This is a genomic window from Deinococcus yavapaiensis KR-236 (assembly GCF_003217515.1).
Lineage (GTDB): Bacteria > Deinococcota > Deinococci > Deinococcales > Deinococcaceae > Deinococcus_A > Deinococcus_A yavapaiensis.
In genome coordinates this window covers 1-22017 of the sequence record NZ_QJSX01000031.1, presented here as the reverse complement: position 1 = coordinate 22017, position 22017 = coordinate 1, and the positions used below count along the sequence as shown (strand labels likewise).

General features: G+C 62.9%; 27 protein-coding genes and 1 pseudogene. 18 read left to right on the top strand and 10 right to left on the bottom strand.

Annotated elements, in window-relative coordinates:
* Positions 1-223 precede the first annotated feature (223 nt).
* From DES52_RS21955 to DES52_RS21945, 3 genes are read left to right on the top strand one after another with little or no spacing between them, the layout of a single operon-like run.
* Positions 224-1315: an ABC transporter substrate-binding protein gene (locus DES52_RS21955; RefSeq protein ID WP_110888977.1), complete on the top strand. Its 1092-nt coding sequence runs from the start codon at positions 224-226 to the stop codon at positions 1313-1315.
* 28 nt (positions 1316-1343) lie between these two features.
* Positions 1344-2270 carry a VOC family protein gene (locus DES52_RS21950; RefSeq protein ID WP_110888976.1) on the top strand — a complete coding sequence of 309 codons (927 nt, stop codon included), beginning with the start codon at positions 1344-1346 and terminating at the stop codon, positions 2268-2270.
* Between the two features lie 54 nt (positions 2271-2324).
* Positions 2325-3440 carry an NADP-dependent oxidoreductase gene (locus tag DES52_RS21945; RefSeq protein ID WP_211317983.1) on the top strand — a complete coding sequence of 372 codons (1116 nt, stop codon included), beginning with the start codon at positions 2325-2327 and terminating at the stop codon, positions 3438-3440.
* Between the two features lie 528 nt (positions 3441-3968).
* On the opposite strand, the gene DES52_RS21940 is transcribed toward DES52_RS21945, so the two are convergent.
* The 3 genes from DES52_RS21940 to DES52_RS21930 all read right to left on the bottom strand — a co-directional run bounded on the left by DES52_RS21940 (position 3969) and on the right by DES52_RS21930 (position 5207).
* Entirely contained in the window at positions 3969-4382 is a 414-nt protein-coding gene (locus tag DES52_RS21940) for an ester cyclase (protein ID WP_170131226.1), read from the bottom strand.
* Positions 4383-4452: 70 nt separating this feature from the next.
* Complete coding sequence (locus DES52_RS21935) at positions 4453-4842, bottom strand: nuclear transport factor 2 family protein (protein ID WP_110888973.1); 390 nt, start codon at positions 4840-4842, stop codon at positions 4453-4455.
* Positions 4839-5207: a DUF2218 domain-containing protein gene (locus DES52_RS21930; protein ID WP_110888972.1), complete on the bottom strand. Its 369-nt coding sequence runs from the start codon at positions 5205-5207 to the stop codon at positions 4839-4841. The genes DES52_RS21935 and DES52_RS21930 overlap by 4 nt, the downstream gene beginning before the upstream one ends.
* 307 nt (positions 5208-5514) lie before the next feature.
* Here DES52_RS21930 and DES52_RS23210 point away from each other — a divergent pair, with 307 nt between their 5' ends.
* The 6 genes from DES52_RS23210 to DES52_RS22730 all read left to right on the top strand — a co-directional run bounded on the left by DES52_RS23210 (position 5515) and on the right by DES52_RS22730 (position 10175).
* The gene (locus DES52_RS23210; protein WP_170131224.1) at positions 5515-5736 is read left to right on the top strand and encodes a hypothetical protein; all 222 of its coding nucleotides are present in this window, start codon (positions 5515-5517) and stop codon (positions 5734-5736) included.
* Positions 5737-6091: 355 nt separating this feature from the next.
* Positions 6092-7000, top strand: a complete 909-nt coding sequence (locus tag DES52_RS21920) for a VOC family protein (protein ID WP_110888971.1) — start codon at positions 6092-6094, stop codon at positions 6998-7000.
* A 378-nt stretch (positions 7001-7378) separates the two neighbouring features.
* Positions 7379-7879 carry a DUF4405 domain-containing protein gene (locus DES52_RS21915; protein WP_110888970.1) on the top strand — a complete coding sequence of 167 codons (501 nt, stop codon included), beginning with the start codon at positions 7379-7381 and terminating at the stop codon, positions 7877-7879.
* Entirely contained in the window at positions 7876-8145 is a 270-nt protein-coding gene (locus DES52_RS21910) for a hypothetical protein (RefSeq protein ID WP_110888969.1), read from the top strand. Before DES52_RS21915 ends, DES52_RS21910 begins: the two co-directional genes overlap by 4 nt.
* A gap of 223 nt (positions 8146-8368) precedes the next feature.
* Positions 8369-9163 carry a siderophore-interacting protein gene (locus DES52_RS21905; RefSeq protein ID WP_110888968.1) on the top strand — a complete coding sequence of 265 codons (795 nt, stop codon included), beginning with the start codon at positions 8369-8371 and terminating at the stop codon, positions 9161-9163.
* A 691-nt stretch (positions 9164-9854) separates the two neighbouring features.
* Positions 9855-10175 (top strand): metallophosphoesterase family protein, encoded by a 321-nt coding sequence (locus DES52_RS22730; RefSeq protein ID WP_146237428.1) that lies wholly within the window; start codon positions 9855-9857, stop codon positions 10173-10175.
* Between the two features lie 3 nt (positions 10176-10178).
* Here DES52_RS22730 and DES52_RS21885 read toward each other — a convergent pair whose 3' ends face one another.
* The gene (locus tag DES52_RS21885) at positions 10179-10445 is read right to left on the bottom strand and encodes an HNH endonuclease signature motif containing protein (RefSeq protein WP_110888964.1); all 267 of its coding nucleotides are present in this window, start codon (positions 10443-10445) and stop codon (positions 10179-10181) included.
* Between the two features lie 139 nt (positions 10446-10584).
* On the opposite strand from DES52_RS21885, the gene DES52_RS21880 reads away from it, so the two are divergent.
* Entirely contained in the window at positions 10585-10809 is a 225-nt protein-coding gene (locus tag DES52_RS21880) for a hypothetical protein (RefSeq protein ID WP_146237427.1), read from the top strand.
* 10 nt (positions 10810-10819) lie between these two features.
* On the opposite strand, the gene DES52_RS21875 is transcribed toward DES52_RS21880, so the two are convergent.
* A complete protein-coding gene (locus DES52_RS21875) occupies positions 10820-11491 on the bottom strand; it encodes an SOS response-associated peptidase (protein ID WP_170131225.1) in 672 nt (223 codons plus the stop codon).
* Positions 11491-11685, bottom strand: coding sequence for a hypothetical protein (locus DES52_RS22725; protein WP_146237426.1), 195 nt, complete (start codon positions 11683-11685; stop codon positions 11491-11493). The genes DES52_RS21875 and DES52_RS22725 overlap by 1 nt, the downstream gene beginning before the upstream one ends.
* Positions 11686-11978: 293 nt before the next feature.
* Here DES52_RS22725 and DES52_RS21870 point away from each other — a divergent pair, with 293 nt between their 5' ends.
* Complete coding sequence (locus tag DES52_RS21870; protein WP_110888961.1) at positions 11979-12230, top strand: hypothetical protein; 252 nt, start codon at positions 11979-11981, stop codon at positions 12228-12230.
* 506 nt (positions 12231-12736) lie between these two features.
* Here the strand turns inward: DES52_RS21870 and DES52_RS21865 are convergent.
* From DES52_RS21865 to DES52_RS21850, 4 genes are all read right to left on the bottom strand, one after another.
* Positions 12737-12946: a hypothetical protein gene (locus DES52_RS21865; protein ID WP_110888960.1), complete on the bottom strand. Its 210-nt coding sequence runs from the start codon at positions 12944-12946 to the stop codon at positions 12737-12739.
* 242 nt (positions 12947-13188) lie between these two features.
* Positions 13189-14625: a xylulokinase gene (gene xylB / locus DES52_RS21860; RefSeq protein WP_110888959.1), complete on the bottom strand. Its 1437-nt coding sequence runs from the start codon at positions 14623-14625 to the stop codon at positions 13189-13191.
* A 6-nt stretch (positions 14626-14631) separates the two neighbouring features.
* Complete coding sequence (locus DES52_RS21855; protein WP_110888958.1) at positions 14632-15390, bottom strand: SDR family NAD(P)-dependent oxidoreductase; 759 nt, start codon at positions 15388-15390, stop codon at positions 14632-14634.
* Positions 15391-15442: 52 nt separating this feature from the next.
* On the bottom strand, positions 15443-16486 hold the full coding sequence (locus DES52_RS21850) for a LacI family DNA-binding transcriptional regulator (RefSeq protein ID WP_110888978.1): 1044 nt from the start codon (positions 16484-16486) through the stop codon (positions 15443-15445).
* A gap of 339 nt (positions 16487-16825) precedes the next feature.
* Between DES52_RS21850 and DES52_RS21845 the strand changes: the two genes are divergently transcribed.
* The 7 genes and pseudogenes from DES52_RS21845 (at position 16826) to DES52_RS21815 (ending at position 21177) form a co-directional block, all read left to right on the top strand.
* Positions 16826-17995 carry an extracellular solute-binding protein gene (locus tag DES52_RS21845; protein ID WP_245901224.1) on the top strand — a complete coding sequence of 390 codons (1170 nt, stop codon included), beginning with the start codon at positions 16826-16828 and terminating at the stop codon, positions 17993-17995.
* Positions 17996-18065: 70 nt separating this feature from the next.
* Entirely contained in the window at positions 18066-18968 is a 903-nt protein-coding gene (locus DES52_RS21840; protein ID WP_110888956.1) for a carbohydrate ABC transporter permease, read from the top strand.
* Positions 18968-19798 carry a carbohydrate ABC transporter permease gene (locus tag DES52_RS21835; protein ID WP_110888955.1) on the top strand — a complete coding sequence of 277 codons (831 nt, stop codon included), beginning with the start codon at positions 18968-18970 and terminating at the stop codon, positions 19796-19798. The genes DES52_RS21840 and DES52_RS21835 overlap by 1 nt, the downstream gene beginning before the upstream one ends.
* Before the next feature lie 199 nt (positions 19799-19997).
* Positions 19998-20207: pseudogene (locus DES52_RS23805) on the top strand (transposase); the annotation flags it as partial.
* A gap of 34 nt (positions 20208-20241) precedes the next feature.
* Entirely contained in the window at positions 20242-20409 is a 168-nt protein-coding gene (locus DES52_RS21825) for a helix-turn-helix domain-containing protein (protein WP_110888954.1), read from the top strand.
* 166 nt (positions 20410-20575) lie between these two features.
* The gene (locus tag DES52_RS21820) at positions 20576-20755 is read left to right on the top strand and encodes an ATP-binding protein (protein WP_110888953.1); all 180 of its coding nucleotides are present in this window, start codon (positions 20576-20578) and stop codon (positions 20753-20755) included.
* Between the two features lie 173 nt (positions 20756-20928).
* Positions 20929-21177 carry a hypothetical protein gene (locus tag DES52_RS21815; RefSeq protein WP_110888952.1) on the top strand — a complete coding sequence of 83 codons (249 nt, stop codon included), beginning with the start codon at positions 20929-20931 and terminating at the stop codon, positions 21175-21177.
* Positions 21178-22017: the final 840 nt, after the last annotated feature.

Below are 22017 nucleotides of genomic sequence, written 5' to 3'. Positions count from 1 at the left end.
CGAAGGCATGATGCTGCCCATGAACCTCGTCCTGGCCGCACTGGCCGGCGTGATCGCCTGGGGCCGCGCCCGCAAAGCCCCCATTCAAGCCCGCTAAAGCTTCTTCCGACGTATCAAATCTTTCTTCAAAGTACGAAGTTGAGGAAATCAGGAACTCCGAGACTTACATCCGTTGATCCGCTCGTTACTTCCACTCGCGCTTTCCCCACCGTAGGAGACCACCATGACCCGTGCACTGATCCACCTCACCTCAATCCTCCTGCTCAGCAGCACGGCCGCGTTGGCTCAAGTGGCACCCAACGCCCGTGTGGAACGCGACGGAGAGGGCCGGACTCTCCCCGAGCTTTATCAAGCCGCCCTCAAGGAAGGCGGCACCCTCGAAGTGCTCGCGGGCGGCGATGAAGTCAACCAGCAGGACGCCACAGTCCAAGCCTTCAAGGCAGCGTTCCCAGGCGTGAACATCAAAGTGACGGTCGACCTCAGCAAGTACCACGAGGGCCGAATCGACCAGCAGTTGGCATCCAAGAACGTGTCCACAGACGTCGCTCTTTTGCAGACACTTCACAACTTCGATCGTTGGAAATCCCAAGGTGCCCTGCTGCCGTACAAACCCGTCGGCTGGAATCAGGTCCCCGCGAAATTCAAAGACGTCAGCGGCGCCTACACCGGCATGCTCATCTACAGCTTCTCGAACGTCTCGAACGTAGCCGCGACTCCGGCAGATCAAGCTCCCCTCGACGCGATCGATTACCTCGATCCGAAATGGAAGGGCAAGATCGTCCTGGTGTACCCGAACGATGACGACGCCGTGCTGTACCAGTTCTACAAGATCATCCAGAAGTACGGCTGGACGTACATGGACCGATTGCTGGCGCAGGACGTGCGTTGGGTCCGTGGCTCAGCCACACCCATTCCGACGCTGCTGCAAGAGCCGGGCACGGTGTCGTTCACCACGGCCTTCCCACTCGTTCCCGTGCCGAACCTGCCTTTGCGCTTCAACGTTCCACGCACCGACTCCTTTTTGACGTGGGCTCAAACGGCCGCCATCTTCAAAGACGCCAAGCATCCGGCCGCAGCAAAACTGTTCCTGTCCTTCTTGCTCAGCAAGGAATTCCAAGCGAACGCCCCCTTCTGGCCCATCCGCAACGACCTCCCCGCTCCTCAAGGATGGAAGCCCTTGTCGGAATACAACACCAACCACACCGACTTCAAAGCGTTCATGAGGGATCGCGCTACCGTGGAACGCTTCCGGCTCCAAATCGAACGTTATATCGGCACCCCCCAAGGCCCTTCGCCCCTCGTTGACGGTCGCTGATCCTCACGTGCTGACAGGAGCCCCCGCCATGACCCACCCCACCGCACAAGCCGCGCACGCCGCACGCATCGACCCGAAGTTGACCCTCGGCGAAGTCGCCTTGACCGTCCATAACCTCAGCGTCGTCACCCGCTTCTACCAAGGCGTCATCGGCCTGACCTTGCTGGCTCAAGACGAGGAACGCGCGGTGCTGGGCACGCCCGACGGACACCCGCTGGTCACGCTGCGCCGCGACCCCCACGCGCCCACACCGCCCTCCAACGCCACCGGCCTGTACCACCTCGCCATCGCGTTCCCCACCCGCCCCGACCTCGCCCGCTGGCTGAAGCACGCCGCCGCGCTGAACTTGCGGCTCGGGCAGTCGGACCACCTCACGCACGAAGCGTTCTACTTCAACGACCCCGAAGGCAACGGCATCGAGATGTACACGGATTGGCCTCAGGAACAGTGGCCGTTCAAGGACGGCAAGTTCACCGCCGACGCCGCCGAGCGCAAGGCCATCGACATTCAAGGTCTGCTCGGCACGCTCGCCGACGATGACGCGGGCTGGAAGGGCGCGCCGATTGGCACGCGCATGGGACACGTGCACCTCAAGATGAGCGACCCGCGCGCCACCCGCGCCTTCTACGAAAGCGTCTTGGGCTTCGACATCGGCTTTGACGACATGGGAGCTGTGTTCGCGGGCGCTGGCGGCTACCACCACCACGTCGGCAACAACGCTTGGCACAGCGCGGGCGGACCGACCCCTCCGCAAGGGGCGCTGGGACTGCGGCACTACGTGATCGAACTGTCGAGCGCACAAGAACTCGACGCGGTCACAGCGCGATTGAAGAACGCCAGCATCGCGGTGCACGAAACGCCCGCAGGGCCGGTCGTCCGGGACGCTGCCGGGAACCGGGTGTTGTTGCGCTCGGCTCCCTCCACGGTCGAGAGCGCGCTCACCGCCCTCGACTGACCAACGGCCGCGTCACCCCACCTCGCTCACTTCCCGCGTCCATTGGAGGACCTCATGTTCCGATTTACCCTCGTGCTTCTCGCCGCTGCCGCCGGTGCTGTCTGGTACCTCAACCGCCAGCGCACCACCGAGTCCACCTCAACCGTCCCGTCCCCCTCGACCGGCCCAGCCACGCCCGTCACGCCCACCCCCGCTCCCCTCACCAAGAAGGAGTCCCACATGCGCGCCCTGCACGTTCCCGCCGCCGGCGAACAACCCCAGCTTTCCGACATCCCGACCCCCACGCCCAGCGAAGGCACCGTCCTGATTCGCGTGAAGGCCGCCGGCCTCAACCCCATCGACAACGCGGTCGCGGCGGGCATGCTGACCCACTGGGGCTTTCCGCACGAGTACCCCGTGGTGCTGGGACGTGACGCCGCCGGCATCGTCGAAGCCGTCGGGGCGGGCGTCGATCACGTCGCCGTCGGAGACGAGGTGCTGGGGCACGTGTTGCTCGCGCCGCCCATCTCCGCCGGGACGCTCGCCGAACTCGCGCTGTTGCCCGCCGACGCCGTCACCAAGAAGCCCGCCAAGTTGGACTTCACCACGGCCGCCGCCTTGCCGCTCGCCGGCGCGTCCGCCGTGCAAGTCATCGACGCGATCAGCCCGCAAGCCGGTCAGACCGTGCTCGTCAACGGCGCGTCGGGCGGCGTGGGGTCCTTCGTCGTGCAACTGCTCGCCGCTCGGGGCGTGACGGTCGTCGCGACCGGCAAAGCCAGCGATGCCGCCCGCCTCACGGGACTCGGCGCGTCCAAAGTCATCGACTTCACGGCCGGTTCGGTCGCCGAGCAAGTTCGCGCGGCGTACCCGAACGGCGTGGACGCGATGATCAACTTGCATGGCATGGATCCGGCGGGTGTTCCGCTGGCCGCCGTGCGCCGTGGCGGCCGGATTTCGAGCCTCGCGGCGATGCCGGACGAAGCGTCGTTGAGCGCGGCTGGCGTGACGGGCACGCCGGTGATGAGCCGCCCGACGCGTGACGTGCTCGCGCCGCTCGCCGAGCAAGCGGCCGCTGGAACGCTGAAGGTCGTCGTGTCCGACGTGCTGCCGCTCGACCGGGCGGCCGAGGGCTTGGGCCGTCTGGCCACGGGTGGGGCGAGCGGGAAGCTCGTCGTCACGCTCGACAACTGATTCCCTTCCCGGCAGCTGGACCAACCCATGAGGTTGGTCCAGCTGCCTCATTTGTGTGGAACACCAGGAGTGACTGACTATCGGACGAAACCCAAGTCGAGAATCCAGCGAATGAAGTCGTTGGATTCTCGCGGTCTCGCGAAGGCTGCCGGCTGTTGCAGGTCTTACGCCTTCTCCCCGAGCGTTTTACGAGGTCTTATGCCCTACGACCTCGATTTGCGAGGTCCTTCCCGTGCGATGTTCCGAGCGGCATTGAAGTCATGGTCGTGGACAGCCCCGCATTCGCGCGTCCACTCCCGGTCGCACAAAGTCAGGTTCCGTTGATGCTGCCGCACTCCCCGCACAGCTTGCTCGAAGGAAACCAGCGGTCATTGACCGCCAGTCACTTCCGGTGCCACTGCGCGTTGTCGGTGAGCCACCGGCGGAATTCTCCCCCTGCGGCATCCAGCACGCTGCGGGCCAGCACCCACAACGACCGAGACGGCCACTCGTGTAGCTGATCAGAGGACCTGCGTCCTGTCTCCGCGACTACTCGCCGGTGAGCTGGGCCATGAAGGCGGAGAAGTCGCCGACGGCGTTGTGCTCCACGATCTTTCCGTCCCGGACGACGTCCACGGCGACCGCCTCAAGGCGAGTCGCCCTGCCGCTGGCGGGCACACCGAAGAAGTCGCTGCCGGTGTGGGTGCCGACGAGGACCCAGTGGGTGAAGACCTTGTCGCCGTCCGCAGCTTGACCCAGGATCGTCATCGTCTGGTCGGGCATGGCCACCTTCGCGGCAAGGTCGGACTGCATCCACAACTGACGGTCCATCGCCCCACCGTTCGTGTGGTTGACGAGGTCCTGGGAGATGTAGGTGTCGAATGCGCTCTGGAGGTCGCCACCGTTGTAGGCCTCGTAGAACTTGCGGACGAGTGTCTTGTTGTCTTCGGTCGTGCTGCTCATGGTGCTCTCCTTGCGGTTTGTGGCTGAGCCGCTCGCGGATCCGCAGCAGGTCATGCCGTGGTGCTTGTGCTCAGAACATTCCGTTGTCGTTGCGCGACTCGGCCGGGACCGGCTGTATGACGTCCCAGTGCTCCACGATCCGTCCGTCCTCGACACGGAAGATGTCGACGACTGCCTGGCCGAGGTCGCCCGGGAACATCTGGAGGTTGTAGTGGAGGACCACGTGGTCGTCCTCGGCGATGACTCGTTTGAGGTGAAACGATGCTTCCGGCGCCTGGGCGAAGAGGCCGCCGATCAGGGCCGGGAAGACCTCCGGGCCGTCCGGGGCTGTCGGGTTGTGCTGGGTGTAAGTCGTGCCGAGGTACTGTTCTGCCGCCCGCGCGGCCTGGCGCTGGACGAAAGCCAACTCGAAGAAGTCGAGGACGACTCGCTTGGCGTCCGGAGTGACATCTGTGCTCATGGTGTTCTCTCCATGACTGACAGAGAGGTTCCGTCGGCCGAGTGGGCGACTGCCGGCCGAGGGTTACGACGGTCCCAGTTTGCTGTGAGCGCTACGTAGTGGCCGAACCGTTCAAGGTGGCTGCCGAGCGCGTCCTTGATGCGTGCCAGCTCGACCTGCGTCTGATCGGCGGCAAGCAGCGTCAGAACGTCATTGCCCACCACGATCCGCGCAGTGCACTGACCGGTGGCGGTGTGGACGTTGCCGTCGGTGACGCACTCGACCTTTCGGCTGAGGTGGGAGAGCCGTTGTTTGTCGTAGCGGACCGGCGCCGTTGCCGCGACGTCGTCGCGGCTGGTGAAGGCGTGGTCGGTGCTGAGAGTCATGGCTTCTCCTGTTCAGTGGCGCGGGGTCAGGCGCCGAGCCTGACGGGACTCCAGACGAGGATGTTTCGTGTTTGAAGCCTCCTTAGAGTAGGTCACTTCAACTTTCAAGTGTTTGAGTGGCCGTTAAGGCACGGCGTCTTCGGCATTGCGCGGTCAATGTGGGCCATCGCGGTGGCGATGCTGACGACGAGTCGGTCGGCGATCTCGTCGTCGAACATCCCGGTGGCGATCAGGGCGGTGATCGCGCTCGCGTGCGGTGAACGGCATCCCCTCCGGCGCTCGCGTGCGTGGCGCGAGGAACCGTTCGATGATCGCGGTCGTCGCGGCCCTTGACAGAAGAGCCTCACCGGCGGCGACAGTGCGGATCGCATTGAGCAACACCGCTGGCTCGGCAGCCTTCCGAGAAAAAAAGCGCGCGGGGCAGGGCCGGGAGCTGGCGGAGCGTTTCGCGGCGATCAACGCGGCGCGCGGGGTACGACACCTACTGACGGATGAGCTGATGGACATGCACGACCTGCATGACGTGTGATGGACTGTCCCGAACCACATTGCCCCGGAATGTGACGTCTGGACGTCGGCCCCAGCACCACCGGAGTATGACCACGTACGCTGCAGGACTGATTTTGCCGACTGCCATCTGGTCTGCGATTGATCGTGGACCCCTTGCATTTATTCGTTGTAACATCTAATATGTCGAGTAGGAGCAGCGTACGGTCGATGGAAATCAACAAATTTCCTCTGGTTTGATGCCAATAAGGTGTTAAAACACCTTATTTCGCAAGGAGTCGCAGGATTCCCGGTTGCCGCTGATCCTGAGGCCTCACCGCCCGCCCCGCCCAACCTGTCCCATCCGTCATCCGTCGTCACTTCCCCAGGAGAACACCATGACCACCAACAGCACCCCCGTCCGTTCTGACCAGGCCCAGAAGTTCACGCGACAAGAAATCGCGACCTTCGGCGCCGTTCACCTTGATGTGACCAACCTGCGACGCTCCGTGGAGTTCTGGCAGTCGTACATCGGCCTCCAAGTGCGCAGCGCGACGGACGAAACAGCCGAGCTTGGTACAGAAAGCACCTCGTTGGTCGTCTTGCACGCCACGGCCAAAACGCCCTTCAAAAACGGTTACAGCGGCATCTACCACTTGGCGATCCACCCCTCCAACGAAGTGGAGTTCGCCCGGGTGCTGGCGCGCCTGATCACCAAGCGGTACCCCATCGCCCCCACGGACCACACGATGTCGAAAGCCCTTTACATGGAAGATCCGGATGGCATCACCGTGGAAGTCACGTTGGAAACGCCCGAGCGCATGGCTCGCATGGAGTTCGGTCCCCGGGGCCCGGTCGCCGTCGATACCAACGGCACCGTGCGCGCTGCATCGGCCGCCCTGGACGTTGAGGCTGTGCTGAAGGCTTTGTCTGACCGCAACTTCACCCAGCCGCTGGCTGACGGTACGAAGGTGGGGCACGTGCATCTGTACGTGTCGGACGTGGAGGCCGCCCACCGGTTCTACAAGGGCCTGGGCTTTCTGGACAACATGTACCTGCCCCAGTACGGCATGGCCGACCTGAGCGCCGGGGGTGCCTTTGGCCACCGCATTGCAGTGAATGCTGGGCACACGCACGGTCGGCCGCAGGCGCCGGCCGGTACCGCCGGACTCCGGTACTTCACCATCCGGTTCGACACCCCCGAGCGCCTGAAGACGGCCCTACAGAGTGTGGCCTCCGTGCAGGAGCAGGCCGGCGGATTCCTCGTTACGGATCCGGCGGGCAACAAAGTCCTACTCACAGCGTAATGGGGTGAAAGACCGGAGACCAACCTCACGCCACCCAGAAGAACGTGAAGCCTGGCTTCCCTTGGGCTGGCTTTGGAGCGCTTACTAGAGATGCTCCCGGCCTTCCACGTGGTGGCGTTCTGCCTCTGTTAGTACAGAAACCACCGCAGCTGCTCGCACCTGGCCTTCCCACACGTTCAACCCTCCAACTCACCGTTCCAGCAGTCTGGAAAATAAGTGTCGAGACACTTAAAGTCTCAACGAGGAATTCAATGAACTTTCTCCTCCATTTCCTCATCACAATCCCCGGCCGAGCCTCTCGGCTAGAACCCCGAGCGCCACACCCAGGAGCAGCACGCCCAGCCTTGCGGGACGCGCACAGGACGGCTTGACGTCTCTATGAACGTCGACCTTTCCTCCACGCTCGATCAGCCGCTCAAGAAGGCGAACATGACCCGGCGCAACTGGCAACTCGACGTGCTGCTGCTGCTGGTATTCATGCTGGTCAGCGCTCCCATGACCACGGGCATTCCCCTCCACGAATGGCTGGGCTTGCTGATCTTCGCGCCGCTGTTCTACCACCTGGTGTGGCACTGGAAGTGGGTGGTGGGCGTGTTTACACGCTCCAGCCGCAAGCTGCCAGGGCACACGATCTTCGCCAAGTGGTTCAATCTCGCCCTGTTCTTCATGATGCTGCTCGCAGGCGTCTCGGGCCTGATGATCAGCGAAGCGCTGCTCCCCATGCTGGGTTGGATGGTTGGCCCGGACAACTTCTGGTTGACCGTCCATAAAGCCTCAGCCACCCTGATGATGCTCTTGATCGGCTTGCACCTGACGTTGCACTGGCGTTGGATTGCTCAGCGGCTCAAACGACCACCAACGGGTGGGATGACCCAATGAGCACCAGGAATGCCGGACTGATCCTGCTTCTCGCGACGCTGGTCACCACGCTGCTCATCCTCGCCTTGGGCTCCCTGCCGGCGGCAGACAATCTTCGCGCCACGCCCGCCGCAGAAGGGCACGCCGAACTGGAGCCGCAAGGTCTCCTGCGCTTGGCGGGCCTGGTCAAGCCCCTCCTCTTCATGGGCTTTTCCGCCGGATTGACCCTCCTGATCCTGAAAGGCTGGAACGGCCGGAGTCGAGTGCGCAAGAACCGCCGCTCGTGACCCTGCGCGTTCCAAGGAAACGACCTGACGCGGATCCCGTACGAGCACGTACCGCCAAGGATTCCTGTGAAGCCTCGTGACGCCACACTCATGCCTTACGTCCCCGCGGATCGTCCGCAGGCAATGAACACTCGCGGGGAGCGCCGAAGTGCCCAGCGCCAAGCAGCCCTGTCAGCTTGAGTCCTCCTCAACCCGCCCGCTCTTGAACGCCGAAAGGACCGTCATGACCGACCGCGTCACCCGCTCTGGCCCGCATCCCGTCAAGCTCCGCCTGCTTGAAGTCAAGCGTACGGCTGACCTCACGCCCCACCTGCGCCGCATCACCCTCGGCGGTGCCGCCCTCGACGGCTTCACCAGCCTGGGCGCGGACGATCACGTCAAAGTCTTCTTCCCAGCTCCTGGTGAGCACCAACCGGTCCTGCCCACCCTCGGCCCGAACGGCCCAATCCTGCCCGAAGGGGTGACGCCACCCGCGCGACGTGACTACACTCCCCGCGCGTACCGCCCTGAACTGAGCGAACTCGACATCGACTTCGTGCTGCACGGCGACGGCCCCGGCAGCACCTGGGCCGCTCAAGCGCGCCCTGGTGACCTCGTCGGCGTGGGCGGCCCGCGCAGCTCCACCGTCGTGCGATACGACTTCGACTGGTACCTGCTGCTCGGCGACGAAAGCGCCTTGCCCGCCATCGCCCGTCGTCTGGAGGAACTCCCGGCGGGTGTACCCGTCACCGTGCTGCTGGAAGTGAACGACGCGTACGACGAGTTGCCCCTCACAAGCGCCGCGACGATGGACGTACGCTGGCTGCACCGGGCGCCGCACGAGCCGGGAATGACGACGCTGCTCCGCGACGCCCTGGCGAACCTTCCCCTACCATCGGGAGACGGATTCGTCTGGGGTGGGACAGAAAGCAATGTCGCGCACGCCTTGCGCGAGCATCTCGAGGGGCGATCACTCTCTCCGCACTCGTTCATCCGTGTGACCGGCTACTGGAAGCGCGGAACCGCCGGGCAGGAGTAACTCGAGGACGCGTCCCTCCTCATGACCACCTCCTGATGCTGGTGTGGAGCTGGCTCTAGGCCGCGTGCCCACGAATGCGGGTGAGCTTCACGGCGAGGCGGTGCAACAATTCGAAGGCGCGGCGCTCGGTCGGTGTGACCGTCAGACCCTCAAGGAGCGCGGCGGCCTCACGCGGCTCTTCAGAGGCACGAGGAAGCCTTGCGAAGCGTTCGGTGGGCCTTGGGACGCGCACGCGCGGCGTGTCGTGGATGCTCTGACCGCGCAGCACGGCGGCGCGAGTGCTTAGTGCTTAATGGCGGCCTGGTCGGGTGCTCGCCCCCGGTACCACTAGAATCTTCCGCGCGAGCCGTTTGGCTGGGGTACAACGAGCAGCTGTCGCGCCGCGTGCTGATCTCCGACACGCACGACCTTCACGAGCAGATCGTGCTGCCGGACGGGAACGTGCTCGTGCACGCCAGGGACTTCACGAACACGGGCGGGCGAGGGCCTACGCGGCGCTTCTTGAAGTGGTTCGGCGCGCAGACGCAGTTTCAAGCGCGAGTGCTGATCGCGGGGAACTACGACGTGTTTTTCGAGCGGCACCCAACCCTCGCGCGATCGTTGGTGCTGGGAAACGTTACGTACTTGCAGGACTCGGGCGCGAGCGTGCTTCAGCCTTCGCTTCTGGGGCAGTCCCGTCACGCCGTCGTTCATGGCGTGGGCGTTCAACCGGGAGGCGTGGGAGATCGGCGCGCACTGGAAGCGCGTTCCCACCCACGTGGACGTGCTGGTGACGCACGGCCCACCGTTGGGCGTCCTCGATCGACTTGAGGATGACAGCGCGTCCGTGGGGTGCCCGCTGCTGCGCGAACGCGTGAAGGTTGTCCGACCGCGAGTGCACGTGTTCGGGCATCTTCACGTGGGTCACGGCTGGCTCGAGGAGGACGGCACGTGCTTCGTGAACGCCGCGCTGTGCGACGAGCGCAACGAGTTGGCATTCACGCCGATCGTCGTGGACGTCGAGGCGCGGTGAGCGTCACGCGAGGAAGGTGTCGTCGTCGAACAACGGTTCTTGCCCGCGTTTGCGTTTGCGTTCCACGTGCTCGAGCGCCATGTGATGCCGTTGCGACGGCAAAATCCGCAGGTTCTCCGGGTCGTTGTTCCCGCGGTCGCCGTCACGATGGTGAACGACTTCGCCGGGCTGCAGGGCGCGCCCGGTCGTTTGCTCGGCGATGAGGCGGTGCACGCGCCGGTGTTTGCGCTGCTCGGGATCCCACACGCGTCGGTAGCGTTCGCTCGCCATAAACGAAAAAACCGGCCCCTCGGCCGACCTTGATGCTGAATATTCTACCGCGCGATGCGCCGATACGCAACGTCTATGCACCCCCCGTGCACACGTCCGGTTTTTCCTGAGCTTCAGGTTCAACCGCCAGAATGCGGCCGTGATAACGGACTTGCTCGACCGCCTGCAAACCGCCCTCGCGCTGCCCTCCTCCGCTCGAAGGCTCGACGCGAGTGAACTCGCCGCCTTCCTCGACGACCTGGGCGTCGAGCGTGCCCAGCGGCACGTCGGCTTGCTGCTGCCCCTGTTGATGGATGACCTCCCGCTCGCCTTCGTGAAAGCCGAGATCCTCGCGGCGGACGGCGTGCACGCCCGCCTGCACTAAAGAACCCGCGTCAACTGGGGGTAGCAGCGTTGCCAGGCAGCCGCTCGACGAGGTGCGCGCCTTCATTACGAACGTTGCCGACGTCTTTCGACACCGCGTACACGTCGAGCACCCCCGCCGCGAACGGTTCGAGCAGACGCTCGGCGTCCGAGAGGGGCGTGGCCGGGTCGAGCCACGCGTCCCAGTCCTTCGACAAGAGCATCACCGGCATGCGGTCGTGCAACGCCGTGAGGTCCGCGTTCGGCGTCGTAGTGATGACCGTGCAACTCAACAGTTCGCCTTCATCGCCGAACGCCGATTCCCACAGGCCGGCCAGCACGAGGGGTTTGCCGTCTTTGCGGCGCACGTGGAACGGTTGCCCGTCGTGCCATTCGTACAGGCCGGACACGGGCACGAGGCAGCGCCTTCGTCGAAACGGACGGCTGAACGGGCGCTTCGTCAAGAGCGTTTCACGGCGGGCGTTGAACAGTGACAAGCGCTTCGCGTCGTCCGGCGTGAGGTCGGGAGGTATCAATCCCCAGCGGGCGAGGGTGGCTGCACGGCCGTGCGGGTGGTGCGTGATGATGACGACGTGTTGGGTGGGTGCGACGTTGAAGCGCGGTGGGAGGTCGCCCGGCTTTTCCATGCCGAAGAAGCGCATGAAGTCGGCGCGGGTGATCGATTCGGTGAGGCGGCCGCACATTACGCGACCAGCGTGCGGCGCCGCACGAGGAATGACGAGCGTTTCGAGGTGGACCAGGCGTGCAGGATCGTCGGGGAGACGCGTTCCCATTCGAGGGCTTCGCCGGCGAGGTGCTCGCAGAGCGCGATGGTGGTGTCAAGGCGGTCGGTGCTGCCGCCGCGGTCGGTGTCTTCGGTGTCGTCGAGGCGCAGCATGTGCCACTCATACCCGCTCATACCTTTGTGTAACACACCCAGGACGAATACGTCAGGAGCGTAACGCGCAATTCTTGAAGGACAACCTTCGGCCTGCTTCCAAGAGTGGCCACCTCAACCCATCCACCCTGGCCCAGGAAACGTGTCACAGTACCGGTAGCGCGCCGCCCATCACTTCGCGCCGTTCCACACGGGCGCGACCACAGCGCGGCGCGTCAGGAGAACGGCATGTCCAACGACTTCGTGCCCGCGTCCTTCGCCCGCGCTGCCCAACGCCCCCCTCGCGTCAGGAGTTGTACGAACGCGTTTGGACCACTCCGGCCGCGCAACTCGTCGCGGAGTTCGGCGTGTCCGACGTGACCATCGCCAAGTGGTGCCGATCGCGCAACATTCCCAAGCCGCCCCGCGGGTACTGGCAGCAGCTCGCCGCGGGCAAGAAGCTGAAACGCCCGCCCCTCCGTGCCAGCGTGCCAGGGGCCGTACCGTGCAACCAGCAAGACTTCAACGTTGACCGCATGATTCCAGGCACCCGACTGGGAAGATAGGCGCGGACTGACCACTTGGGGTATACCCCAAGTGGACAAGCAATCGCTCCCTCCTTGTTCCTTCTTGATGCGCAAGCTTTCAGGGGCCTTTTGAACCACCATGCACCGTAAGCTTTCTCTTGACCTCACCGCGTCCATTGAGGACGTTACTGTTCGAAATTGAAGACGGGGGAGACATACTGCCCGTTCAACGCCGCTTCCACCACTGCCGTCCATCCTGGATGTCCCATTTCCCGCACCAAGTCAAGCGCCTCGAGCAAGTGCGAACGCTCGACGTCCGTCTGCCCTCCAGGATTGCCCGCGGCGTTCGTCGAGACCACGTCCGGGCGCGGCGCGGTACGCGTATGTTTCGCCGAGGGTGAGCCAACGGTATTTCGTCGTCATGACAGTGTTCGGTAGGGGGCGCCCGCAGCTCTTAGCAGCATCGCCCACCGGAAGCAGTGAGGCCTCCTGGGATGCTGCCGCTCGCATCGACACAGCCTCATTCACCAAAGGGCTGAAATGCGTCAATCGAGATGCGTGCTCGAACGCCACAAGCGCGACACGAAGAATAGGGTGTAGAGCGTGACGATGAAAGTCACGTGCCACAGCAGCTCCCATCCACCCTCGCCCAGGAGACCACCCCAGAGGATGGCGACGAGCGTCCAGAGCAATACGGCCATCCAGTATTCCTGTGCGGTGATGGCAGTACGCAGGATCTTGATGAATCGGCCCATACGTTCCTTACTTTATTTCAAGCGTAAGCACACAAGGGCTGTTACACCGCCGAGCAAAACTTGGCGTGCTGCTTAAAGGTGATCAGGCGGCGCGCTAACGGCGTGCCGCCTGCACCTGCTACCGGCCCCAGAACCGGCGAACGCGCCCGAACCACGACGACGTCCGCTCCACCACCCACCAATATCGCCCCAGACGCTTGTTAACCTTCCCCAAAGTCATCCTTCACAATGTGCGTACTCTACTAACGGCGCGAGAACCAGGGCCGCAAGGCCGTGTACGCTGCTGAGAATCGTTCGGTGGCGTCCGCGAGTGCCTGCATGTGCGCGTCTGCTCGCGGCTCAATGATGCTGCGAACGCTGACGATGCTCGTTCTTGGACCTCGCCCAGTTTCTGCAGCTTGAGCGAGTAAGGCCGCTCCGTAGGCGGACGCTACCGGAACGTCCACGATTTCCAAGACAGACTGCAAGATGTCCGCGAGCAGTTGACGCCACCAAGGATGCAGCGAGCCTCCGCCAGCCAGTCGAAGGGTGCCCGGTGTGCTGGACGTCAGGAGCCGTACGGCGTCCCGAATGGATAAGGCGACGCCCTCGAACGCCGAACGCGCGAGGTGCGACGCGTCGTGTTCGAGTCCCGCACCGATCCAGCCGCCACGCGCTTGAGGATCGAGGTGAGGCGTGCGGTCTCCGGTCATGTACGGCAGGAACGTCAAGCCGCGCGCGCCCGGTTCGGATTGCTGCGCCGCCTCGTAAAATTCTGTCCAGTCAAGATGCAACGTCCGCCTCGCCCACTCGAGGGCCAGCCCGGCGTTTTGGACGGCGGCGAGGGTATACCAACCTTCGTGGTTGGAACTTCGAAACACATGCAGGGCCGGCCGTGACGCCGGCAAGCTCGCCTCGGCGCGAACGACTTGCGCGCCCGTGCCAATCGTGAGTTGTAACTGACCTGCGGTGATGCCAGTGCCGAGCAAGGCGGCAGCCGTGTCGGCCGCGCCAGCCGCGACTGGTAAGCCGGACGGCAAGCCGAGGTATTTCGCAGCGCGCGAAGACAAGAACCCGGCTGTGGCGCTGGAAGGCACGAGCGGGGCGAGCAGATCCAGACGAAGGCCTAAGGCTTCCACGAGCGCCGCGTGCCACGTGTCTCGCTCGAGGTCGTACAACAAGGTACCAGAGGCGTCAGACGGTTCGGCGAACGCTTCACCAGTCAGGCGAAGGCGCAGCCAGTCCTTCGGTTGCAGCGCGAAGCGCGCTCGACCGTATAGGCTCGCTTCGTGCTGCCGAAGCCACAGCAACGTCGGGCCCGCCATGCCTGTCGTGATGGGATTTCGAAGTTCCGTGCGCCGAACGTCCGGCACGGCGTCGTACGCGCGAAGCTCGGCGGTACTGCGCGCGTCCGCCCACAAGATGGCCGGACGAAGCGCTTCACCTTCGGCGTCGCACAGCACCACGCCGTGCATCTGGCCGGACAGCCCGAGGGCGTGTACACTCTTGGCGTCGTCGTCCAAGAGCGTGCGGACGGCCTGACCGACCGCGATCCACCACGCTTGCGGATCGCTTTCCGCTTGGTTTGGCATGGGGGCGCGCACGTCGTACGCGCGCGCGACGGTTCGCGCGAGTCGACCGTCCGCGTCGAACAGTGCTGCCTTCACGCTCGCGGTGCCGAGGTCGAGCCCGAGGTACACTTCAGCTCACCACGCGGTGTACCCGCCGTCCACCACCAGGGTGCTTCCCGTGACGAAGCTCGAGGCGTCCGAAGCGAGATACAGTGCGGCGGGCGCAATCTCGAACGGTTCGGCCAGGCGGCCCATCGGCGTCTCGCTGATCCACACGCCCGCCCACTCGGGGATGTCAAGGGCTTTCTTCGTGAGGGCGGTCGCGGTGTATCCCGGCGCGATGGCGTTCACGCGTACGCCGCGCGACGCCCACTCACCGCCGAGCGAGCGCGTCAAGTTGATGACGCCCGCTTTGCTGGCGTTGTACGACGCTTGCGGCTGCGGGTGATTGCTGATCATGCCCGACATGGACGCAAGGTTGACGATGCTGCCTTTTCTTGCGGTGAGCATGAAGCGTCCGAATTCACGGCAGCACCAGAAGACGCCGTCGAGGTTCACGCTGAGTACACGGCGCCACTCGTCGTCCGGCGTCTCTTCCGCAGGGAGGTTGTAGACAGTCCCCGCGTTGTTCACGAGGACGTCCACGCGTCCGTAGCGTTCGTACACGCGCCCTGCAAAGGCGCGAACGGCATCTGGATTGGTGACGTTGAGGACGTCGAAGGACGCGCCAAGCTCACGTGCCGCCTGCTCGGCTGTCTCGGGGTTCATATCGGCGATGACCACTTCGGCACCCGCTTCTCGAAGCGCTTTGACGATCTCGAAGCCGATGCCTTGCCCGCCGCCCGTGACCACGGCGACGCGTCCGTCAAGACGAAAGAGATCCAAAATAGTCATACGAGTCCTTTCGAGCAGCAAACGAGTTCAGCCGGGAAATTGAATCGCGGCGTCAGTTGGACATACAGGTGGAGCGAGGCGGCGAAGACTCGGGCGGCACGCAACTGCCCCGGCGGATGAGTCGTCCTGGCAACGCCAGGTGAATCGGACGGTCGGACGGTCCTTGCTCCAAGGCCTGCATGACGATGCGAGCCGCTGCGTCACCCATTTGACGGACGGGTTGTTCGATGACATCGATGCCGGGGTCCACGAGCGCCGTCCACGAGTAATTGTCGAACGTCAACAGCGAGATGTCACGTCCGACACGCAGCCCGAGTTCCTTGAGGGCGCGAAACGCGCCGGCAGCTTGGCTGCCCGTGAAGGCGAACAAGGCGGTTGGGGGCGTGGCGAGCGCCATAAGGTCTCTCGTGAGTTCGTACGCGGTGTCTTCCCGCAAGTCGATGACTCGGGCGTACTCGTCGGGTATGGAGAGACCGAGCGCCGCCATCGCCTGAGGAAAGAGTTTCGAGCGCGTCTCCGGGTGCTTTACGGCGTCGTACTTGCTCAGCGCGGCGATGCGCGTGTGCCCGAGACCCTGTAGATACTCGACGCCTTCACGCACGCACGCGGCGTTGTCGAGGAGTACCGAGTCGAACGGGGCGCCCTCCAAATGGTAGTCCACTTCAAGGATGTACACGCCGCGTTGCCGTAGGCGCAGCAAGTAATCGCGGCTCGCTTCGCCGTAGCCGGGGCGAACGATCAGCGCCGAGACTCGTTGGCCGTACAGGCGTTGCAACTCCGCGAGTTCGATTCGGCTGTCGTACTCGTTCTCACTGATGATCACGCTGTAATCCGCTTGTCGAAGCACTTGGCTGATGGCGTGCGCGAGTTCCGCGAAAAACGGCTCGGCGAAACGTCCCACCACCAAGCCGATCGTGCGACTTTGTCCTCCTCGCAGGCTACCAGCCCGTTGATCGGGTTCGTAGTGCAACTCCTTGATGGCCTCCTGCACCCGGCGAAGCGTTTGCGGGTGAAGCAAGTGGGGATCGCTCAACGCACGCTTGGCGGTGGTAGCCGAGACGCCCGCACGCTTGGCGACATCGAGAATAGTGGGCACGTGACCACTATAAAGCACAAGCTATAGACAAAGGAAGAGCTTCATGCTTACACTATGAGCACGAGTCCAATCCTCTTCTTTTGAAGGAATAATCCTTCAAATCTCACGGTGTCGAGTACGCCCACTCTTTTTATGCGTCTGGAATGCCGAGGTGTCGAGATGTTTTAAAAAGTAGTGTCATCGTATGTGATAGCGAGAGTTCCTAAGCATTTGGGGGGATCTATGAAGCACGCACTTCGTTTGTTCGCACTGAGTGGCACATTCGTCTTGACTGTCGCGGGAGCTGCGCCGACTACCATCACCTTCTGGAATTTCCTGGGAGGAGGCGACGGCGCCCGAATGAAGCAGCTGATCGACGGCTACAACAAAAGCCAAAACAAGTACCAAGTGCAACAAACGGTCTTACAGTGGGGCGTGCCGTTTTACACCAAAGTCCGCACCTCCACGTCCGTCGGCCAAGCGCCCGACCTCATCTCCTTCCACCTTTCGCGCATCAGCGGTTGGGCGCCCGAGAACCTGCTGCGGCCGATCACCACGCAAGAACTCGCCAGCGTCGGCTTGAAGCAAGCCGATTTCTTCCCACGGTTGTGGCAAGCCGCCGGTTACCAAGGCAAGACGTACGCTATTCCCCTCGACACGCACCCGCTCGTGATGTACTACAACAAGGACCTCGCGGGTAAAGCGGGCTTGCTGGACGCGAACGGCAAGCTCAAGTCGATCAACTCGGTCGCCGACCTCACCGCGGCGTTCAAGGCCGTCAAGGACAAAACTGGTCAAGCGGGCCTCGCCTTCGAGAACGGCCCGAACTCGTACATGTCGTGGCGCTTGTGGCTCTCGATGATCAATCAAGAGGGCGGCAAGATCATCCAAAACAACAAGATCGTCGCGGGCGAACCTGGCAAGCGCGCCCTACAAGCGATGGTCGATTGGATGAAGAACGGCTACATGCTCAAGAACACGGACTACCCGACCTCGGTCGCGCAGTTCACGACCGGCAAAGCCGCGTTCATGCTCAACGGTGTGTGGGAAGTCCCTGCGATGGCGGACGGCCGCGCCAAGAAAACCATCAACTTCGATTACGGCGTCGCGCCACTACCGAAGTTCTACGCCAGTCAAGACATGTGGGCCGATTCGCACGGCTTCGCGATACCAAACAACGCCAAGAAGCCCATCGCGTCAGATCACTTGGCGGGCGTCCTCGACTTCGTGGCGTACGTCCAGAAAAACTCGATGGTCTGGGCGCAAGGCGGTCACATCCCGGCATACCTGCCCACCGTGAACTCCAGCGCGTACAAGGCGCTCAAGCCCAACAGCGACTACGCCACGGTCGCCGCGCAAAACGTCGCGTTCGATCCTCCCGGTTGGTACAGTGGCGCGGCCGGACCTTTGGAAGCCTCGGCGGCAAAGTACTTCCCGGCGGCCATTCAAGGACAACTGCCCATCGACCGCGCGATCAGCATGTTCGAAGCGGAAGCGAACAAGCTCATGAGCGGCAAGCCGCGCCCTTGACACAGACTTCACGGCCCCACGCGATTACGCGTGGGGTCTCCTTCGTCCCTTGGGTCTCGGGAGGGATGCTATGAGAAAGACCGTTGCGGTGCGCGACCTAGCCGTCAGCAAGAAAGCAGGGCGTCCGCGCAAGTCCGCCAACTTCACCGCGATCCTGATGCTCGCACCGTTCCTGCTGGCTTACCTGCTGTTCTTCATCTTCCCGACGTTGCGCGCCGTGCAACTTAGCCTCACGGACAGCACCCTTACCGAAACCGGACCCTTCGTGGGGCTCGCGAACTACGTGCAGTTGCTCGGCGACGCGGACTTCTGGGCGGCCCTGAGGAACACCGGATTCTTCGCCTTGCTCACCGTCATTCCAACAACGCTGGTCGGACTGGTGATGGCGCTCGCCGTCCATCGCCTCGTTCGGGCCAAGAACTTCGTGCAAGCTCTGTTCTTCTTGCCGTTCGTCCTTCCGGTGAGCGTCGTGACGCTCCTTTGGCAGTGGATCCTCAACTCCAGCTTTGGCATCGTCCACGCCTTGACGGGCTCGACTACCTCGTGGTTCGGGGAACTCGCAACGGCCATGCCCACCGTGGCCGTCGTGACGATCTGGTGGACGGTCGGCTTCAACATGCTGCTGTTCATCGCGGGTTTGCAAAACATCTCCAAAGAAACGTACGAAGCGGCGTCCCTCGACGGGGCGCAAGGCATTCAAGTCTTTCGTTACATCACGTGGCCCCTCTTGTGGCCCATCACGACGCTCGTGTTGACGTTGCAGCTCATCTCGTCGCTCAAAATCTTCACGCAAATGTACCTTCTCACCGGCGGTGGACCGTTCAACAGCACGCGCGTGATGCTGCAGTACATGTACGACACCGCCTTCCAAAATCTCAGCGGCGGGTACGCATCGACCATCGCCGTCGCGTTCTTCCTGATCATCCTGTTGGTGTCCTTGGTGCAGGCCGCCCTGCTCTCGAGGAGACGCTGATGCGACGCGGTCATGTGGTATGGCCAGTCGTCGCGACCGGCGCGACGTTCCTGCTCGGCTTTCTATGGGTGTTTCCACTGTTGTGGGCGGTGTTGACCGCGTTGAAGTCCGAACAGCAAGCGGTGGCGCAGTCGCTCGTGTGGTTCCCGAATCCCGCGTCCTTCACGGCCTTCCGAGATGTCGTCGCCTTGGGAAACTTGCCACGCTGGTACCTCAACAGCACCGTCACGTCCCTCGTCATCACCCTCGTGACCGTCGCCCTGGCTGCCCTCGCCGCCTACGCGTTCTCGCAGTTGCGTTTTCGCGGCAAGAACGCCTTGCTGTGGCTGTTCCTCGCGGGCATCATGATTCCGTTCGAAGCGCTGCTCATCCCGCTCTTTCGCTTGATGAACGACTTGAACGCCGTCAACACGTACGCGGGCATCATCTTGCCGCAAATCGTCTCGCCGATCGCCATCTACGTGTTCAAGAACTTCTTCGACGCCATTCCAAAAGAGATTCACGAAGCCGCGGTCGTCGACGGTGCGAGCGAGTGGCGCATCTTGTGGCGCATCTTCGTGCCCCTCAGCGGCAACGTTTTGTGGGCAATCGGCATTGTGACGTTCATCAGCGCCTGGAATAACTTCCTGTGGCCGTTCATCATTACGACCTCACCGGAAATGATGACGATTCCGCTTGGCTTGACGCAAGTGCAAGACGCTTACGGCGTGCGCTTCGCGCGCACGATGGCCACCGCGGTGTTGGGCGGCCTTCCGGTCGTACTCGCCTACCTGATCTTCCAACGCCGCGTTACCGAGGGTTTCCTCACTGTGACCGGCTTGAAAGGTTAACGTCCTCCCCGTCGAGCAGTTTGAAGAACGCACGGACGACCTTGTGGTCACGCACGGTGCGAAAGTGCCGGGTGTGCACGCCACCTGAAGATGAGCATTCCCGTGGACGTCGTCGACGCTGGTCACGCTACTTTTGTGGGTCTATCACCACATGGACCGGTCTCAAAAGTCGTTCAGCGGGTAGCGCCATGCTGACCGCGTGCAACTGACCGAAGCGCAGTGGAAGATCATCGACCCTCCCTTTCCGCCGCCAAAGGCGACCGGCAGACCGCGTCAAGACGATCGAATGGTGCTCGAAGGCGTGCTGTGGGTGCTGCGGATGGGAGCGCGGTGGAAGGACTTGCCGCCGCGCTTCCCTGCGTATCAGACGTGTCATCGCCGCTTCCAGACGTGGGTGCGCTCGGGACTGCTCGACCGCATCCTGCAAGCGCTCTTTGAAGTTCATGACGCCCAGTGCTTCCACGACCCTCACCCCGAACCAAGCCGAGCAACTGCACGCCCGAGTGCGAGCCGGCGAGAAGAAAACGATCCTCGCGGGCGAGTACGGCATTTCCCGCGAAACCTTGTACGGCTACCTCAAGGCCAACTCGGACAAGGAAGGTACCTCGTGACGTGCATTGAGCACCGCAAGACCCGGCCTGCCGACTGACCTTCACCGCCCTCTTGCATCCGCGGAGGCTGTCTCTTATGCCTTCTCAGAGGTGTCCGCCGGGGGTGCTTGCCGTTGCCCGAGCTTCACGCGTGTAAGCTGCCCCCGCACGACTTCGAGGGGACAAGTTGTTCCAGTTGTTCGGGCGGTTGCATCCGTCGAGTGAGTACGAGGGGACGGGGGTGGGATTGGTGACGGTGCGGAGAACGTGCGAACGCGTTGGGGGTCGCGTGTGGGCGGAAGGCAAACCTGATCAAGGCGCGACATTCTGGGTGGCGTGGCCGAAACAACCGACGCTGCGGCTGTGAAGCCTCGAATGGTCACGCGTGAAGTCAGCACGAAAAGGTGAGGGTCCGTGTCGCGGTTCGCGCGTTTGCAGCACGCGACGGGCTCGTCGTACGCCGGGTTCTCGCGTCGCACTGAGCGAACGGGTCGCGTAACGCTTCGCCGACGTTTGGAGCTCGTTGAGGAGTTCGAGTGATTGTCGCAGCACGAGTACGAGCGCCGCTTGGTCGTTGGACGAGAGGAAGAAAAGGTCACGCAGTCGACCCACGGCGGTGGTGATGTCGGTGCGGTGGCGTTGGTAGGCGAGGACCATCACGTCGGTCAGGGTCCGAAGGGCAGCTTCACGCAGGCCATCGATGTTGTTGCGTGTGTTGAGGACGGTGGGAAAGACGGGAACGCTTCAATGTTCGTGCTGGACGGCCAATCGGCCTCGAGAACCCGTTGAAGTCGGGTTGGCGTGGAGAGGCTGTTTTTCCCTGCCTGTGTGAACGCTTCTTCATGGCTGGTCCACTGCCGTTTCTTCATAGCACTTGGGTGTGCGAGAAGGTTTCGAGCAGGGTGAGGTCTGGCGTGTGGGACAAGAAAAATCCCCTGGATCCGCGGGCCAGGGGGTGTCAGAGTCGAGGATGGTCGTTGACTCAGAAAGATTGGAACGTCGTTCCGCATCGTGTGAGGTGATCCCAAGCCGGCAGATGGTGTGGCTGCTACTGCTGTACTTCTTTGAGTGCTGTGGCCTGCCTGTTGTCACGTGCTTGGCCCTTCGCGGGAAGTCCTTGGCAACTCTAACTCTTGAAGAGTAAGGCTTGAGCGCGGCACCTCAGTGGGGGAGGGGTAAGGTTTGGTGCGGCGAATTTTATGGTCGAAGGGGGATGGCATGAAGTGACCTTCACTCGCGCTTCGGCTCTTGACGGGCGTGATGCAGGAGTGTATTCTTGCGGACCCTCGTGCAAACGTGGTCGGTTTGAAGGCTGGACGCTGATGATTTTCTTCGTCCTGGTCGAGGGTCGATGGGTCCTTGAGATCATGGCACTAAAAAGACTTGTGCGTAAGACGCTCAAGTTAAGTGACAAAGATGTTGACAAGATCGATGCCAGTATGTATACTAACTGAGTCGTTGAGGGAACCAACCCGAACGCGCACAGAGACGAGAGTCTCGCGAAGCATGACAACGGAAGAAGCTTGAATTGCAAGGGCCATCCGACAGGATGGTGAAGACGGTCTCTCCCCCGAGAGGCTCCAGAGCTTCAAACGAAACCCTTACGGGGTTTCACAGCCACGCGAACAA